This window comes from Cupriavidus sp. DL-D2 (assembly GCF_039710735.1).
Lineage (GTDB): Bacteria > Pseudomonadota > Gammaproteobacteria > Burkholderiales > Burkholderiaceae > Cupriavidus.
The window spans coordinates 1-14,862 of record NZ_JBDKXK010000035.1 but is presented as its reverse complement, the minus strand read 5'-3'; the positions used below and the strand labels follow the sequence as shown (position 1 = coordinate 14,862).

Sequence of the window (14,862 nt, the reverse complement as noted above, 5' to 3'; positions counted from 1 at the left end):
TTGGGCTGCCATAATCCGTCTCCATAATACAAAAGCAAGTGAAATCCGGGGCACACAGCGTCCGAAACGAGTGCGGCGTGGGGTCAGACTAACTGAGGTGACATGGCTTTCAAGGATTCCATCCAGGCTGCGTCAGGCGCGGCCATGGCCACGCCACGCAGGCGCGTGGCGGTGCGCGTGGTGGGCGGCGTGGCGGCGGCGCTGGCGCTTTTCGGGCTGGCCGGCTATTTCGGCGGGCCGCCGCTGATCAAGTACCTGGTCGAAAAACAGGCGACCGAGGCCCTGGGCCGCAAGGTGACGCTGGGCGGCGCGCATGTGCAGCCGTTCAAGCTGGCCGCCACGCTGAATGACCTGACCATTTTCGAGCCGGACGGCAAGACGCCGATGCTGACGCTTGGGCAGGTCGAGGCCGATACCTCCGCGGCCTCCATCTGGCATCTGGCGCCTGTGGTCAATACGCTGCATGTAGACCGGCTGTCGGTGCATGTGGTGCGCGACGCCGACGGGCGCATGAGTTTTGCCGATATCCAGGATCGATTCGCCGCGCAGCCGCCGAAGCCGGCGGACAGCAAGCCCGCGAAATTCTCGGTCAGCAATATCGCGGTCACCAATACCAGCTTCCTGTATGAGGACAAGCGGCTCGATACCGTGCAGCGCGTGGAGAATTTCACGCTGACGTTGCCGTTTCTGTCGAACCTGCCGCACGACACCACGATCAACACGCTGCCGACGCTGTTCGCGAAGATTAACGGTACGCCACTGGCGTTGAACGGGACGGCGCAGCCATTTGCGGATACGCGCGAAACCAACCTCAACGTCAACCTCGATGGCCTGGAGGTGGCGAAGTACACGGCGTTCGCGCCAAAGCTCAAGGATGCCGAGGTCAAGGGCGGGCGGGTGGACACGCGCCTGAATATCGGCTTCCGGCAGGACAAGGACAAGCAGGACCTGTTCGTCGCCGGCACCATCACGCTGCGCGAGGCCGATGTGCAGACGCATGCCGGCGCGCCGCTGGTCAAGGCCGGGCGGTTGGTTGTCGATATCGGCCGCATCGAACCGCTTGCGCACAAGGCGCATATCAAGAGCATCGACCTGGAGGGACTCGGTTTGCAGGCCGCCCGGCGGGCAGATGGGTCGCTGAACCTGGCAACCGCGTTCCTGCCGGATGCCGCGCCTGTGACCACTGCCAATGCAGAGACGAAGGCTGCATCGGCGGCAAGCGCACCCGCTGCCGCCTCCGCACCCGCCTCCGCACCCGCCGCCGCAGGCGTGCAGGCGCCGCCGAAGGCAGAGGAGGTGCCGTGGTCGTATGCCGTGGATCGCGTCACGCTCAAGGAAGCGAAACTTGGGTTTGTCGACGAACTGGCGCCATCAGGGCCAGGCAAGCTCGATATCGGCCCGGTCAATGTCGAGGTGGCCAATCTGGCCAGTGCAGGAGACAAGCCTGCGAAACTCGACGCCAATATCACCATCGCCAACGGCCAGACGCTCAAGCACACCGGCGAACTGGCGCTCAAGGCCGGCACGCTGACCGGCACGCTGGAAACGGCGGGACTGCGACCGCAGGGGTTCTCGGCATGGTGGCCGCGCGAACTGCAGAGCCAGTTTGGTGAGACCGGCATCAATGCCGAACTGCACTACGCGATGGCGTGGACCCAGCCCGTGTTCCAGTTCACGCTGCAGAAATCTCGGCTGGAACTGTCGCCGGTGTACGTCGCCACGCGCGAGTCCGTTGTGCTGCCGGCTTCGGCGGGTACGGATGGTAAGGCTGCGGTGGCGAAACCGGCAAACTCAGGCCGGAACGTCCGCACCGCGCGTATTGCGCGTGGGAGCCGTGCCGCCGATACGGAAGGCGCCAATCTGCCGCTGCTCCGCGCAGACAAGCTGGTATTGGACGATATCAATTTCGATCTTGCCAAACAGAGTTTCGAAGCCGGGCAGGTGGCATTGACCCAGCCGCAGATATCCGCCACACGCGATCATCGCGGACAGTTGCTGGAGATGGCGCGGATCTGGGCCAAGGAGTCTGCGGAGGATGTTTCGGCGCAGAAGCGCGTGGCCGCCCAGCCCGCACGGGTTGCCAATGGAAAGGCCGAGGCGCCGGTGTGGAAGGTGCGCATCGGCAAGGTTGCCGTCGATGGCGGCGCAGCGCGTCTGGCGGACTACGAGCCTGCTGGCGCCAACAACGGCAGACCGGTCATCCATCAGTTCCGCAATATCGGCCTCACCACGGGAACCGTCACGTGGCCGCTGTCACCCAGTCCCTTGCCGGTGAAGCTGCATGCCGAAAGTGGCCGCAAGGGCGTGATGAATATCGATGGGCAGGTCATGCCGACTGGCCCCGGTGCGCAACTCCAGCTCGATGTGCGCGATCTCGACCTCGCGCCGATGCAGCCCTACATGGCTGACCGTTTCAATGCGGCGCTGCGCAGCGGCACGATGTCGCTCAAGGGCAAGCTCGGTTATCACCTGCCGGCCGGCAAGCCGATGGTGGTGCGCTTCAACGGCAATGCGCAGGCGGGCAACGTGCGCACCGTGGACCGCATCTCGGGCGAGGATTTCCTGCGCTGGCGCTCGCTCTCCGTGACCGGTATCGACTTCGGCATGGATGAGACGAAAGGGCCCATGCAGATTGGCATCAACAATGTGGCGCTGTCCGATTTCTACGCGCGCGTGATCCTCAATGCCAACGGGCGGCTGAACCTGCAGGACGTGATGGCCGGTGGTGCGGAGAAGGGCGAGGCCGCTCCGTCCACCAGCCTGACGCAGGCCAACCCGGCCTCGGCGCCCCCAGCCGCCAGCGCGGCAAAGGCGGCGCCGGCACAGGCATCGACGGGGCCGAAGCCGCAGATCCGGTTGGGTGGGGTGTCGATCAACAAGGGCAACATCAATTTCTCGGACTTCTTCGTCAAGCCGAACTACTCGGCGAACCTGACCGATATGAAGGGGTCGGTGTCGAAGGTGTCAACGGGAGATCCCACGCCTGCGGATCTCGCGCTCGATGGCCGGCTTGACGACGATGCGCCGGTCACGATCAGCGGCAAGCTCAATCCGCTGGGCGAGCAGCTCTATCTCGACATTGCCGCCAAGGCGGCCGGCGTGGAGCTGACACGCTTGACGCCGTATGCGGCCAAGTATGCGGGCTACCCCATTACCAAGGGCAAGCTGACCGTGGATGTGGCGTACAAGATCGAGAATGGAAAGCTCGATGCACGCAACCACCTGTATCTGGACCAACTGACGTTTGGTGAGAAGACCGACAGCCCTGACGCGGTGAAGCTGCCGGTGCTGCTGGCGGTGTCGCTGCTCAAGGATCGCAATGGTGTCATCGACATCAACCTGCCGGTATCGGGATCGTTGTCCGACCCCGAGTTCAGCATCGGCGGGGTGATCATGCGCGTGATCGTGAATCTGCTGACCAAGGCGATCACGTCACCGTTCTCGCTGATTGCTTCCGCGTTTGGCGGCAGTGGTGAGGAGCTAGGCTATATCGAGTTCGCGCCGGGTTCATCGACGCTCAACGATGAGGCGCGCAAGAAGATCGAGACCGTTGGCAAGGCGCTTAACGATCGACCATCGCTGCGGCTGGAAATCAGCGGACGTATCGATCCCGCTACCGATGCGGACGGTGCGCGCCGTGTCTGGCTCGATCAACGCGTGGCCCAGGCCAAGGAGCGCGAACTGCGTCGCACCGCACAGGAAGGCAACCAGGCCGAAGAAGGCGAGGGCGGCGAACAGAGCGCGCGCGTGACGGTATCGAAGCAGGAGTACCCGAAGTATCTCGAAGTCGTGTACAAGCGCGAGTCGTTCAAGAAGCCGACCAATTTCATTGGCCTGAACAAGTCGCTGCCGCCGGCCGAGATGGAGAAACTGCTGCTGCAGAATGCGCCGGTCACCGACGCCGGATTGCGTGCGCTGGCGGAGCAGCGCGCGCTGGCCGTCAAGCAGTCGTTGGAGCGCGATGGCAAGGTTCCCGATGCAAAACTCTTCCTGACAGCGCCCAAGCTGACGGCCGAAGGCATCAAGGACAAAGGCTCGCCCAATCGCGTGGATTTCTCGATCCGCCAGTAATCGGAATGGCCGCGGCGTTTGAATGAAAGCTTCGAACGCCGCGCCGCGCCGCGCCGTCGAAACCGCGTATCATTCGCCCCGGATTGAAATCCACCCTTTTTATCTATGACTTGGGAGCGAGTGTTGGAACAGGAAGCGATTGCCTACAAGACCTGGGTTTGCCTGATCTGCGGATGGGTGTACGACGAGGAACAGGGCTGGCCCGAGGACGGTATCGCCCCCGGCACGCGCTGGGAAGACATTCCCGAAGACTGGCGTTGCCCCGAATGCGACGTCAGCAAGGGTGACTTCTCGATGGTCGAGTTCTGAGTTACGTATGGCGCCTGGGTGCGCGTCGGCACGGCTCCGTGCGTCGGCGCGCCGTCTCGCAGCGGCGGTATCGCATGCGATACGGATGCGAGCAGCGCCACAGCGCTGACGCAATAGTGATCAGCAGCAGCGCCGCCATCGCGGCGGCGAGCATGGTCAGGGACATGACGCCCCCCTTCTCTCTCTCTCGAAGGGTGCTAGATCAGCAGCGGTATCGCTTCGAGTACCAGCACACCCATCAATACGCCGATGATGACGCCCGCACAGCGGCAGCTGATGCGCAGGGCTTTGGCGGCCACTGGAATCGCCCCCATCGCCAGTAGTCCGACGAGTGCCATGGGGATCAGAAATACAAGATCGTGCGCCTGCAGATGAAACATGGCGGTCTCCTGTCTTGCTTGGTATTTCCAGTATAGGCAGTGTGTGGCGAATACAAGGCCGCGCGCATCAGGGTTCTCCCGCGCTGTTTGAATTGGATCAAGATCTGACATATCGCCACGTCACCGCAAGTATCTCCGGCGATACCTGGCACGCGCTTCCATGCTGCAGTGCAGACTGTGCAGTTGCTGACTGCCTCCGCAGGTGTCCTATGCTGGACGCATGGGGGCCATTGGCGGCCCGGGTGGAAGGAGAAGCGCTATGGAACTTCACATGCATTCGCACCATTACGTGCGCCGATTGCCGGATTGGTCGGCGGCGGCGGTATCCGGCGTGGTGGCTGGCGCGTTGCTGTTGCTGATGGAGTTGTTCTGGTCCACGATGATGTCCGACGGCCACCCGTGGGGGATGACGCGCATCATCGCCGCCATCGTGATGGGACAGGACGTCTTGCAGACGTCGATGTTCAGCATTGGCACCACCGCTGCGGCGTTGATCATCCACTTCGCGCTGGGTGCCGTCCTCGGCATGATCCTGGCAATGATCATCGCCCCGTTCCAGCTCGATTCCAGCCTGGGGATGTCGCTGCTGGTGGGTGCTGTATTCGGCGTGGTGGTCTACCTGTTCAACTTCTACGTCATGACGGCCGCCTTCCCGTGGTTCGTGCAGTTGCGTGGCTGGCACACGGTGGCGAGCCACATCATCTTCGGGATGGCGATCGGCTTCTGCTACTGGAAGCTGGAGTCGCGCGATGTCTCGCATTAGTGACATGCGATAGCAGTTCGACATCGCGTCGGGCGCAAATGGCGGGCGGGCACGCAATGCCCCTCCGCCATTTTTGTTGCAATGCATCGCGTGCGCGCCGCCGCACGGCGTGCCGGCCATGTTGTCTTGCCGTGACCTGAGCCAATGCACTAGTCTTATCTCACGTGCCGTTTGGCACGTGCCTCAGCGGACGCACGCATGGTCCGCGCGCGTGAGCGGGGAGGGTGGACATGGCCATTGCCATCGCACTCGTCGTAATGGTGGTCGCCTCGGTGCTCTTCCATTTTCTGAGCCCGTGGTGGGCCACGCCCCTCGCGTCCAACTGGAAGCAGATGGACGACACGCTGACCATTACTCTCGTCATCACGGGAATCTTCTTCGTCGTCATCAACCTGTTCATCGGATGGATCGTCTGGCGCTACCGCCATCGCGATGGCCATCGCGCGCACTATGAGCCGGAGAACCGCAAGCTCGAACTGTGGCTGATCGGTCTGACAGCGGTAGGCATCATGGCGTTGCTGGCGCCGGGCCTGGTCGTGTATGCGGACTATGTGAGACCACCACGCGATGCCATGGTGGTGGAGGTGGTGGGATCGCAATGGCAGTGGGCGTTCCGCTTTCCGGGAAGGGGCGGGCAGTTGGGTACCAGCGATGCGCGGTTCGTCAACGGCACCAATCCGCTGGGCGTGAATCCCGACGATCCGAACGGGCAGGACGATGTGATCATCGTGGGTCCCGAAGTGCATCTGCCGCTGAACCGCCCCGTCAAGGTGCTGCTGCGTTCGAAGGATGTGCTGCACGATTTCTATGTGCCGCCGATCCGTGCACGGATGAACATGGTGCCGGGCATGGTCACCTCCTTCTGGTTCACGCCCACGGTGGCCGGACGATACGACATCCTCTGTGCACAGCTATGCGGCGTGGGGCACTACAACATGCGCGGGCATATGGTGGTGGAGGACGGCGCAGCATTCGACGCGTGGCTCGCGAAGCAGCAGACGTTTGCCATGGCGATGGCGAAGGCCGCGCAACCGGTAGCTGCATCGCCGGGCACCGCCGCAGCGGGCAGCGTGGCCGAACAGGGACGCGCGCTGGCGCAGAGCAAGGGATGCGTGGCGTGCCACAGCGTCGACGGCACGCCGGGTGTGGGGCCATCGTGGAAAGGGCTTTACGGCAGCACGCAGACCTTCACGAATGGCAGCAGCGCCAGTGTGGACGATGCGTTCCTGCACACGGAGATTGCCGATCCAGCCGCACGCATCGTGAAGGGTTTCGGCCCCGTGATGCCGAAGGTGCCCATCACCGATGCCGAGGTTGCGGCGCTGTCCGCGTACATCCGCTCGCTGGGTGGCGCCGCGGGTTCGCAGGCGGGGAAATAGCAGGAGGGAAACGATGGCCTACGCCGATCACGATACCCACCATGATCACGGTCCGCAGAGTTTCTGGACGCGCTATATCTGGAGCCAGGACCACAAGGTGATTGCGGTGCAGTACACGCTGGTGGCCATCTTCGTGGGGCTGGTGGGCGTGCTGCTGTCGAATCTCATGCGCATGCAGCTCGGCTTTCCGGGCAAGTTCGATTTCATCGACGCCAATCGCTACTACCAGTACGTGACGATGCACGGGATGATCATGGTGATCTACCTGCTGACGGCACTGTTCCTCGGCGGCTTCGGCAACTACCTGATCCCGCTGATGGTGGGCGCGCGGGACATGGTGTTCCCGTTCCTCAACATGCTGAGTTTCTGGGTCTACTTCCTGTCGGTCATCGTGTTGCTGGCGAGCTTTTTCGTACCGGGTGGGCCAACCGGCGCGGGCTGGACGCTGTATCCGCCGCAGTCGATCCTGCCCGGTACACCGGGGCATGACTGGGGCATCATCATGATGCTCGCGTCGCTGGTGATCTTTATCGTCGCAGCCACGATGGGTGGCCTGAACTATGTGACCACGGTGTTGCAGGCGCGTACCGAAGGCATGACCTTGTTGCGCATGCCGCTGTCGGTGTGGGGCATCTTCATGGCGACGATCCTTGCGCTGCTGGCGTTTCCGGCGCTGTTCGTGTCGGGCGTGATGATGCTGCTGGACAAGACACTGGGTACGAGCTTCTTCATGCCTGCCGTGGTGTCGATGGGCCAGCAGCTCAACTACAAGGGCGGCAGCCCGTTGCTGTTCCAGCACCTGTTCTGGTTCTTCGGCCATCCGGAGGTCTATATCGTGGCGTTGCCGGCGTTCGGCATCGTCTCCGATCTGGTCAGCGTGCATTCGCGCAAGAGCATCTTCGGGTATCGCACCATGGTCTGGGCGATCCTGGCGATTGGCCTGTTGTCCGTGGTGGTGTGGGCGCACCATATGTTCGTGAGCGGCATGAATCCGTACTTCGGTTTCTTCTTCGCCACGACCACGCTGATCATTGCCGTGCCCACGGCCATCAAGGTCTACAACTGGGTGATCACGCTATGGCGGGGCGATATCCATTTCACGGTGCCGATGCTGTTCGCCATCGCGTTTATCAGCACGTTCGTGATCGGCGGATTGACCGGACTGTTCCTCGGTAATGTCAGCGTGGACATTCCGCTGTCTAACACCTACTTCGTGGTGGCGCACTTTCACATGGTGATGGGTGTCTCGCCGATCCTCGTTGTCTTTGGCGGGCTCTATCACTGGTATCCGAAAGTCACCGGACGCATGCTGAACGACACGCTCGGCCGCATCCATTTCTGGGTCACGTTCGTTGGCACGTACGCGATTTTCTTTCCGATGCACTACCTCGGTGTGCTCGGCATGCCGCGCCGTTACTACGCGTGGGACAACTACAGCTTCATCCCCGAGTCCGCACACACGATGAACATGTATATCTCCGTCGCCGCATTCATCGTGGCGGCGGCGCAGTTGCTGTTCGTCTTCAACCTGTTCTGGAGCCTGCGGCGTGGCGAGCCTGCCGGTGCCAATCCGTGGCGTGCGGCATCGCTCGAATGGCAGACAGCCGAGACGCCGCCCGGTCATGGCAACTGGGGACCGCATCTGCCCGTGGTGTATCGCTGGGCCTATGCGTACAGCGTACCCGGTGCCAAGGATGACTACATCGCGCAGAACGCGCCGCCCGAGGCGGGCGGTGCCGAACCCGAACCGCATTCGAGCCGGGGGGCCGTCGCATGAATCCCGATGCCACCGCTACGCAAAGCAATCCCGGCGTGTTCCGTGTCTCGCGTGAATCGCCGGGCAGTGGGCCTGGTGGCGATGCCACGCAGGGACGTGGACACCCGGCACCGGGCAGTATCGGCTTGTGGGTGTTCATGGCCGTGGTCACGTCGCTGTTTGCGCTGTTTCTCGCGGCGTACGTGATGCGGATGGATAGTCCGGACTGGCATCGCATTGCGTTGCCTTGGCAGGTGTGGCTTTCCACTGCATTGCTGATGGGTGCGAGCGTGGCCATGGCCGTGGCATCGCGCGCAGCACGCGCCGGACGCATGGCCGATGCGCGCCGTGCGTTGCGGCTGGGGGCGCTGGGTGCGGCGGCATTCGTCGGTTCGCAGTTGTGGGCGTGGAGTGCGCTGCATGCGATACAGGTGGGCTTTGCGAGCCATCCGGCCGGCAGCTTCTTCTACCTGCTCACGGCGATGCATGGCTTGCACATGCTTGGTGGATTGATCGGCTACACGGTGGTGGCATCCGACCGGGGCAGCGGCGTGCGCACGCAGACGCGCATCGCGCTCTGCGCGCGTTACTGGCACTTCTTGCTCGCGGTATGGCTGGTGCTGCTGGCAACGCTCGGATGGCTGACGCCCGAGCTTGTGGACTTTATCTGCGGCAGGGGATGAAGGAGGTACGCCGATGAGTTCGCAAGTCACTACCCACGCCAACGCCGCCGGTCACGCGCCGGCGGGGCTCCGCGGCCTTGTGGCGGACTGGTCCTCGGACCAGCGCGCGTTCAAGGTGTCGTGGGGCAAGGCCATGATGTGGATATTCCTGCTGTCCGACACCTTTGTCTTCAGCTGCTTCCTGATCGGCTATATGACCGTGCGCATGACCACCACGGTGCCGTGGCCCAATCCGAGCGAGGTCTTCGCGCTCGACATCGCCGGGCAGCCCGTGCCGCTGATCCTGATCGCGATCATGACGTTCGTGCTGATCACAAGCAGCGGCACCATGGCGATGGCGGTCAACTATGCGTACCGTCGGCAACCGCTGCAATGCGCGTATCTGATGCTGGCGACGGCGTGGCTGGGTGAGGTCTTCGTCTGCATGCAGGCATTCGAATGGACCAAGCTGATACAGGAAGGCGTGCGGCCCTGGGGCAATCCGATGGGTGCCGAGCAGTTCGGCTCCACGTTTTTCATGATCACGGGCTTTCACGGGTTCCACGTGACCTGCGGCGTGATCTATCTGCTGGTGATAGCGAGCAAGGTGCTGCGCGGCCACTACCACGCCAGCGGCAACTACCAGGCCGTGGAGATCGCCGGGCTGTACTGGCACTTCGTGGATCTGGTCTGGGTGTTTATCTTCGCGCTCTACTATCTCTGGTGAGGTCAAGCCATGTCGAGCAATCCAGGAATACCGGCCACGTCACACGACGGCGACGATGCGTCTGCGAGTCACGAAGGCCAGCAGCATCCGATCGGGCTCTACCTCAAGGTGTGGGTGCTGCTGTTCGTGTTGTCCACGCTGTCATACATGGTGGACTACTTCCATGTGGGCGGCGTATTGCGCTGGACGCTGATCCTCGTCTTCATGGCGTTGAAGGCGGGGCTCATCATCTCTGTGTTCATGCACATGGCATGGGAGCGCATGGCGCTGATGTGGGCCATCCTGCTGCCGCCGCTCTGCTTGCTGGTGCTGCTGTGGCTCATGGCCGCAGAGGCGGACTACACATTCCTGCTGCGCGGGGAATTCTTCAAGTAAGGCGCGCTCCCCGCCGCGTGGGAGAGGAGCGCGACAGGCTTAGACCTGCGTGATGAACTTGGTTACGAGGTAGCCATCGAAGGTCTCCTGGCCGCCTTCGCTGCCGATGCCAGAATCCTTGATGCCGCCGAACGGCGTCTCGGACAGCGCCATGCCGAAGTGGTTGATGTTGACCATGCCGGCTTCGAGCCCGTTCGATACCTGGTGCGCGGTCTTCAGCGAGTTCGTAAACACATACGAGGCCAGGCCGAACGGCAGGCTGTTGGCGCGGCGCAGCACTTCCTCGGTGTCCTTGAACCGCGTGACCGGCGCCACCGGACCGAACGGCTCTTCGGTCATCAGCATCGAATCGTCGGGCAGTTCGGTCACGACGGTCGGGGCAAAGAAGAAGCCCTTGTCGCCAATGCGCGAACCGCCCGCCACGACCTTGCCGCCGCGCTGGCTGGCGTTGTCGAGGAACTGCTCCATCGATGCGATACGGCGCTCATGGGCCAGCGGTCCCATCTGCGTGCCATCGTCGAGGCCATTGCCGACCTTGATCGAGCCGATGACTTCGGTGAAGCGCGCCAGGAACTTGTCGTACGCCTTTTCCTGGACGTAGAAGCGCGTTGGCGACACGCAGACCTGGCCGGCATTGCGCAGCTTGAAACGCGCGAGCATCTCTGCAGCCGGTTCGATATCGGCATCGTCGAACACGATCACCGGCGAGTGGCCCCCCAGTTCCATCGTCACGCGCTTCATGTGCGCACCGGCCAGTGCGGCCAGTTGTTTGCCCACGGGCACCGAACCCGTGAACGAGATCTTGCGCACGATGGGCGATTCGATCAGGTATGTGGAGATTTCGCCCGGCACGCCCCAGACGATGTTCAGCACGCCCGGGGGCAGTCCTGCATCGTGGAACAGTCGGGCCAGCGCCACGACGGCGCTCGGGGAATCTTCCGGGCCCTTCAGGATCAGCGTGCAACCGGCGCCGATGGCGGCAACGATCTTGCGGATGGCCTGGTTGAACGGGAAATTCCACGGCGTGAAGGCAGCACAGACGCCGATGGGCTCGCGCACCACGATCTGGCGGACGGCCGGGTTGCGCGGCGGAATCACGCGGCCATAGATGCGGCGGCATTCCTCGGCATGCCACTCGGCGTGCTCGGCGCAGATGGTGACTTCGCCGATGGCTTCGGCCAGCGGCTTGCCCTGGTCCAGCGTGATATCACGGCCGATTTCACGCGCACGGGTGCGGGTCAGTTCTGCCACGCGGCGCAGGATGCCGGAGCGCTCCAGCGGCGACGTCTTCTTCCAGCTTTCAAAAGCGCGTTGTGCGGCAGCCAGTGCCCGGTCGAGGTCGGCGGTGGTGGCATGCGGCAGTTTGCCCAGCACTTCCTGCGTGGCGGGATTGATGACGTCCTGCTCGCGCCGGCCGCCGCCCGATACGAATTCACCATCGATGTAGAGGGCCAGATCCTGGTACATCATGCGTAGCTCCTGAGGGGATGGAACGGCGCGCCGCACCGGGCTCACCGAAGAAAACCGCAAGCTTAACGCTTAGGCGCCACGCGCGCACAGAGATCATCGCTGGCCGATAATCGGACGAGGCGCATCCCGTGTGTGTCAGCGCGGCGGCAATGGCGGTACGCAGGGCGATTCATTAGACTGACGAGTCCAAATCCTTCGCGCGAGTCAGCAATTGTTGCGGCGCGGAAATCCACACCTTCGATGAAACCCGACGCCAGACTGACCACCGGCCCGATTGGCCGCACGCTATTGATGTTTTCGCTGCCTGTGCTGGGCAGCAACATCCTGCAGTCGCTCAATGCCTCGATCAATTCGATCTGGGTCGGGCGCTTTCTTGGCGAGGCGGCGCTCACCGCCACGTCGAATGCCAACATCATCCTGTTCTTCCTGCTCGGGGTGGTGTTCGGCATCAGCATGGCCAACACGATCCTGATCGGGCAGGCGATCGGGGCGCGCGACATCGACGAGGCCCGGCGCGTGGTGGGCACGGGCACCACGTTCTTCGTGGCGCTCTCGGTCCTGGCGGCGGCACTCGGCTATATCTTCACGCCCGACATCCTGGATGCCATGCAGACGCCTGCGGATGCCGCACCGCTGGCCGTGAGCTATCTGCGCATCATCTTCATCGCGCTGCCGTTCATGTACTTCTACAACTTCGTGATGATGACGCTGCGCGGCGCCGGGGATTCGCGCACCCCGTTCTACTTCATGTTGATGTCGGCCGTGCTCGATGTGGTGCTCAATCCGATCCTGATCTTCGGCGTGGGTCCGATTCCCGCGCTTGGCATTGCCGGCTCCGCGCTGGCCACGCTGATTGCCCAGTTGACGAGCCTGGCGGCGATGATCGTCACGCTCTATCGCCGCAAGCACTTCCTGCTGCTGCATCGCACGCAGCTTGGTTTGCTCATACCCGACACGGCCATCCTGCGCGCGCTGGTTGCCAAGGGGCTGCCGATGGGCTTGCAGATGGTGGTGATCTCGTCATCGGCCATCGTGATGATGTCGCTGGTCAATGCCTATGGGTCGCAGACCACGGCGGCGTATGGCGTGGCTTCGCAACTCTGGACCTACGTGCAGATGCCTGCGTTGGCCGTGGGCGCCAGTGTGTCGTCGATGGTGGCGCAGAACGTGGGGGCAGGGCTGTGGGCGCGCGTCTCGCGTATCACGCAGGTGGGGCTGCTGTTCAACGTGGCGATGACGGGTGCACTGGTGGCGCTGATCTATCTCTTCAATCGCCACTCGCTCGGACTCTTTCTTGGCGACGATGGCGTGGCCATCGAAATCGCGCAGCACGTGAACCGCGTGGTGCTGTGGTCGTTCATCCTGTTCGGATTCACCATCGTGGTGTTCGGTACGGTGCGTGCCACGGGCGCGGTGATGGCACCGCTGGTGATCCTCTTCATCTCCATGTGGGTCATCCGGCTGCCGTTCGCGTGGCTGCTGGGGCCGCACATCGGTGCCGAATCGATCTGGTGGAGTTTCCCGCTTGGATCGATCGTGTCGGTGGTGCTGGCCTTTGCGTACTACCGCTTCGGCAACTGGAAAAGCAGTCATATCCTGCCGACGATGCCACATGCCGAAGCTGTGGGGCAGGCGGCCGACACCAGCATGGGCACACCATGCGAAGACGCGGCCACCGATCCGGTGCGCTAGTTCGACGCGTCAATCCAGCGGTCAATCGCATCGAAGGGTGTTTGCACACATCCTTCGGTGCGTTCACATGACCGGACATATGACCTCTGCGGTGGCGCCGGCCCTCACGCCGTAAGCGAGCCGAAAGCTTCAAACGTCTCCGCGACGGCCATCCTGCGCCCACGCGCGATCTTCCCTTTCATCCGCCTTACTGCCTCGCCTTTCAATTGGCTTGCGCCTCACGTGCATCGCTCGCGCAAATACATCATGTTGTGATGTATTTGGAAAAACCGCATACGTATCGGGGATCGGTGAATACCCTGAATGCCAGACAAATGAAAGGCCGCTGAAAGATCACGTTCTTATCTTTCGCAGCGTCGCGAGTCGAACGCGTCCGTATCGCGCGTTCGCGTGTGGCACGTCTGAGCCGGCGTGCCATGCGGTAACGCCTTTCATACTTTTGAGGAGAATCGTTTTGCGCATACGTAGCCAAAAGGACTTTGCCTCCGGCCTGATGTTCATTCTGGTCGGCCTGGGCTTTTCCTTCGTCGCGCGCGGCTATTCGATGGGAACAGCCGCCAAGATGGGACCGGGATATTTTCCGTTCCTGCTCGGTCTCGTACTCGCGCTGCTGGGCGCGGTCGTGGCAATCGGATCGCTGTCGTCCAAGGGCGAAGCAGACCATCTGGCCCGCTGGGATCTGAAGATCCTGCTGTGGATCCTGGGTTCGGTCGTACTGTTCGGCCTGCTGCTCAAGCCGCTCGGCATGGTGCTGTCGGTGTTCGTGCTGGTGCTGGTGTCGTCGATGGCAAGCCATGAGTTCAGCTGGAAGGGCGCGCTGCTTAACGGCGTGGTGCTCGTGCTGATCAGCATGGGCGCCTTCGTGTACGGCATCAACCTGCAGATGCCGGTCTGGCCTGCCTTCATCACCGGCTAAGGAGTCGCATCAAATGGAATTGTTCGAACACCTTGCCTTGGGGTTTTCCACGGCATTGTCGCTGCAGAACCTCGCCTATGCGTTCCTGGGCTGCGTGCTCGGTACGCTGATCGGCGTGCTGCCCGGCCTGGGACCTCTGGCTACCATCGCGATGCTGTTGCCGGTGACGTACTCGCTGCCGCCGGTGGCTGCGCTGATCATGCTGGCCGGTATCTACTACGGCGCGCAGTACGGTGGTTCCACCACCGCCATTCTGGTGAACCTGCCGGGCGAATCGTCGTCGGTGGTGACCACGATCGACGGCTATCAGATGGCGCGGCGCGGTCGTGCCGGTGTGGCGCTGGCCACTGCCGGTCTGGGCT

14 protein-coding genes are annotated in these 14,862 nt (G+C 62.7%); 11 read left to right on the top strand and 3 right to left on the bottom strand.

The window, feature by feature from the left end; genetic code table 11:
• Positions 1-102: 102 nt before the first annotated feature.
• Both ABDB81_RS18935 and ABDB81_RS18930 read left to right on the top strand, forming a co-directional pair.
• Entirely contained in the window at positions 103-4,071 is a 3,969-nt protein-coding gene (locus ABDB81_RS18935; RefSeq protein WP_346812906.1) for a DUF748 domain-containing protein, read from the top strand.
• A gap of 123 nt (positions 4,072-4,194) precedes the next feature.
• On the top strand, positions 4,195-4,380 hold the full coding sequence (locus tag ABDB81_RS18930; RefSeq protein WP_137924553.1) for a rubredoxin: 186 nt from the start codon (positions 4,195-4,197) through the stop codon (positions 4,378-4,380).
• A gap of 1 nt (position 4,381) precedes the next feature.
• Here the strand turns inward: ABDB81_RS18930 and ABDB81_RS18925 are convergent, their stop codons facing one another.
• Both ABDB81_RS18925 and ABDB81_RS18920 read right to left on the bottom strand, forming a co-directional pair.
• Complete coding sequence (locus ABDB81_RS18925) at positions 4,382-4,546, bottom strand: hypothetical protein (protein ID WP_171020357.1); 165 nt, start codon at positions 4,544-4,546, stop codon at positions 4,382-4,384.
• Positions 4,547-4,577: 31 nt separating this feature from the next.
• Positions 4,578-4,760 (bottom strand): hypothetical protein, encoded by a 183-nt coding sequence (locus ABDB81_RS18920; protein WP_137924552.1) that lies wholly within the window; start codon positions 4,758-4,760, stop codon positions 4,578-4,580.
• Positions 4,761-5,019: 259 nt separating this feature from the next.
• Here ABDB81_RS18920 and ABDB81_RS18915 point away from each other — a divergent pair, with 259 nt between their 5' ends.
• The 6 genes from ABDB81_RS18915 to ABDB81_RS18890 all read left to right on the top strand — a co-directional run bounded on the left by ABDB81_RS18915 (position 5,020) and on the right by ABDB81_RS18890 (position 10,422).
• A complete protein-coding gene (locus tag ABDB81_RS18915; protein WP_137924551.1) occupies positions 5,020-5,523 on the top strand; it encodes a hypothetical protein in 504 nt (167 codons plus the stop codon).
• A gap of 230 nt (positions 5,524-5,753) precedes the next feature.
• Positions 5,754-6,902: a cytochrome c oxidase subunit II gene (locus ABDB81_RS18910; protein ID WP_137924550.1), complete on the top strand. Its 1,149-nt coding sequence runs from the start codon at positions 5,754-5,756 to the stop codon at positions 6,900-6,902.
• A 13-nt stretch (positions 6,903-6,915) separates the two neighbouring features.
• Positions 6,916-8,679, top strand: a complete 1,764-nt coding sequence (ctaD, locus tag ABDB81_RS18905) for a cytochrome c oxidase subunit I (RefSeq protein ID WP_137924549.1) — start codon at positions 6,916-6,918, stop codon at positions 8,677-8,679.
• Positions 8,676-9,341 carry a cytochrome c oxidase subunit 3 gene (locus ABDB81_RS18900; protein WP_137924548.1) on the top strand — a complete coding sequence of 222 codons (666 nt, stop codon included), beginning with the start codon at positions 8,676-8,678 and terminating at the stop codon, positions 9,339-9,341. Before ctaD ends, ABDB81_RS18900 begins: the two co-directional genes overlap by 4 nt.
• 13 nt (positions 9,342-9,354) lie before the next feature.
• Positions 9,355-10,047 (top strand): heme-copper oxidase subunit III family protein, encoded by a 693-nt coding sequence (locus ABDB81_RS18895; RefSeq protein ID WP_137924547.1) that lies wholly within the window; start codon positions 9,355-9,357, stop codon positions 10,045-10,047.
• 9 nt (positions 10,048-10,056) lie between these two features.
• Positions 10,057-10,422 (top strand): cytochrome C oxidase subunit IV family protein, encoded by a 366-nt coding sequence (locus ABDB81_RS18890; protein WP_160474118.1) that lies wholly within the window; start codon positions 10,057-10,059, stop codon positions 10,420-10,422.
• 39 nt (positions 10,423-10,461) lie between these two features.
• Here the strand turns inward: ABDB81_RS18890 and ABDB81_RS18885 are convergent, their stop codons facing one another.
• Entirely contained in the window at positions 10,462-11,889 is a 1,428-nt protein-coding gene (locus tag ABDB81_RS18885) for an NAD-dependent succinate-semialdehyde dehydrogenase (RefSeq protein ID WP_137924574.1), read from the bottom strand.
• Positions 11,890-12,132: 243 nt separating this feature from the next.
• Between ABDB81_RS18885 and ABDB81_RS18880 the strand changes: the two genes are divergently transcribed.
• The 3 genes from ABDB81_RS18880 to ABDB81_RS18870 all read left to right on the top strand — a co-directional run.
• Positions 12,133-13,584 (top strand): MATE family efflux transporter, encoded by a 1,452-nt coding sequence (locus ABDB81_RS18880; RefSeq protein WP_137924545.1) that lies wholly within the window; start codon positions 12,133-12,135, stop codon positions 13,582-13,584.
• Between the two features lie 454 nt (positions 13,585-14,038).
• Entirely contained in the window at positions 14,039-14,500 is a 462-nt protein-coding gene (locus ABDB81_RS18875) for a tripartite tricarboxylate transporter TctB family protein (RefSeq protein ID WP_137924544.1), read from the top strand.
• Positions 14,501-14,513: 13 nt separating this feature from the next.
• Positions 14,514-14,862: tripartite tricarboxylate transporter permease (locus ABDB81_RS18870; RefSeq protein WP_346812905.1), on the top strand; the 349-nt coding region annotated here is incomplete at its 3' end.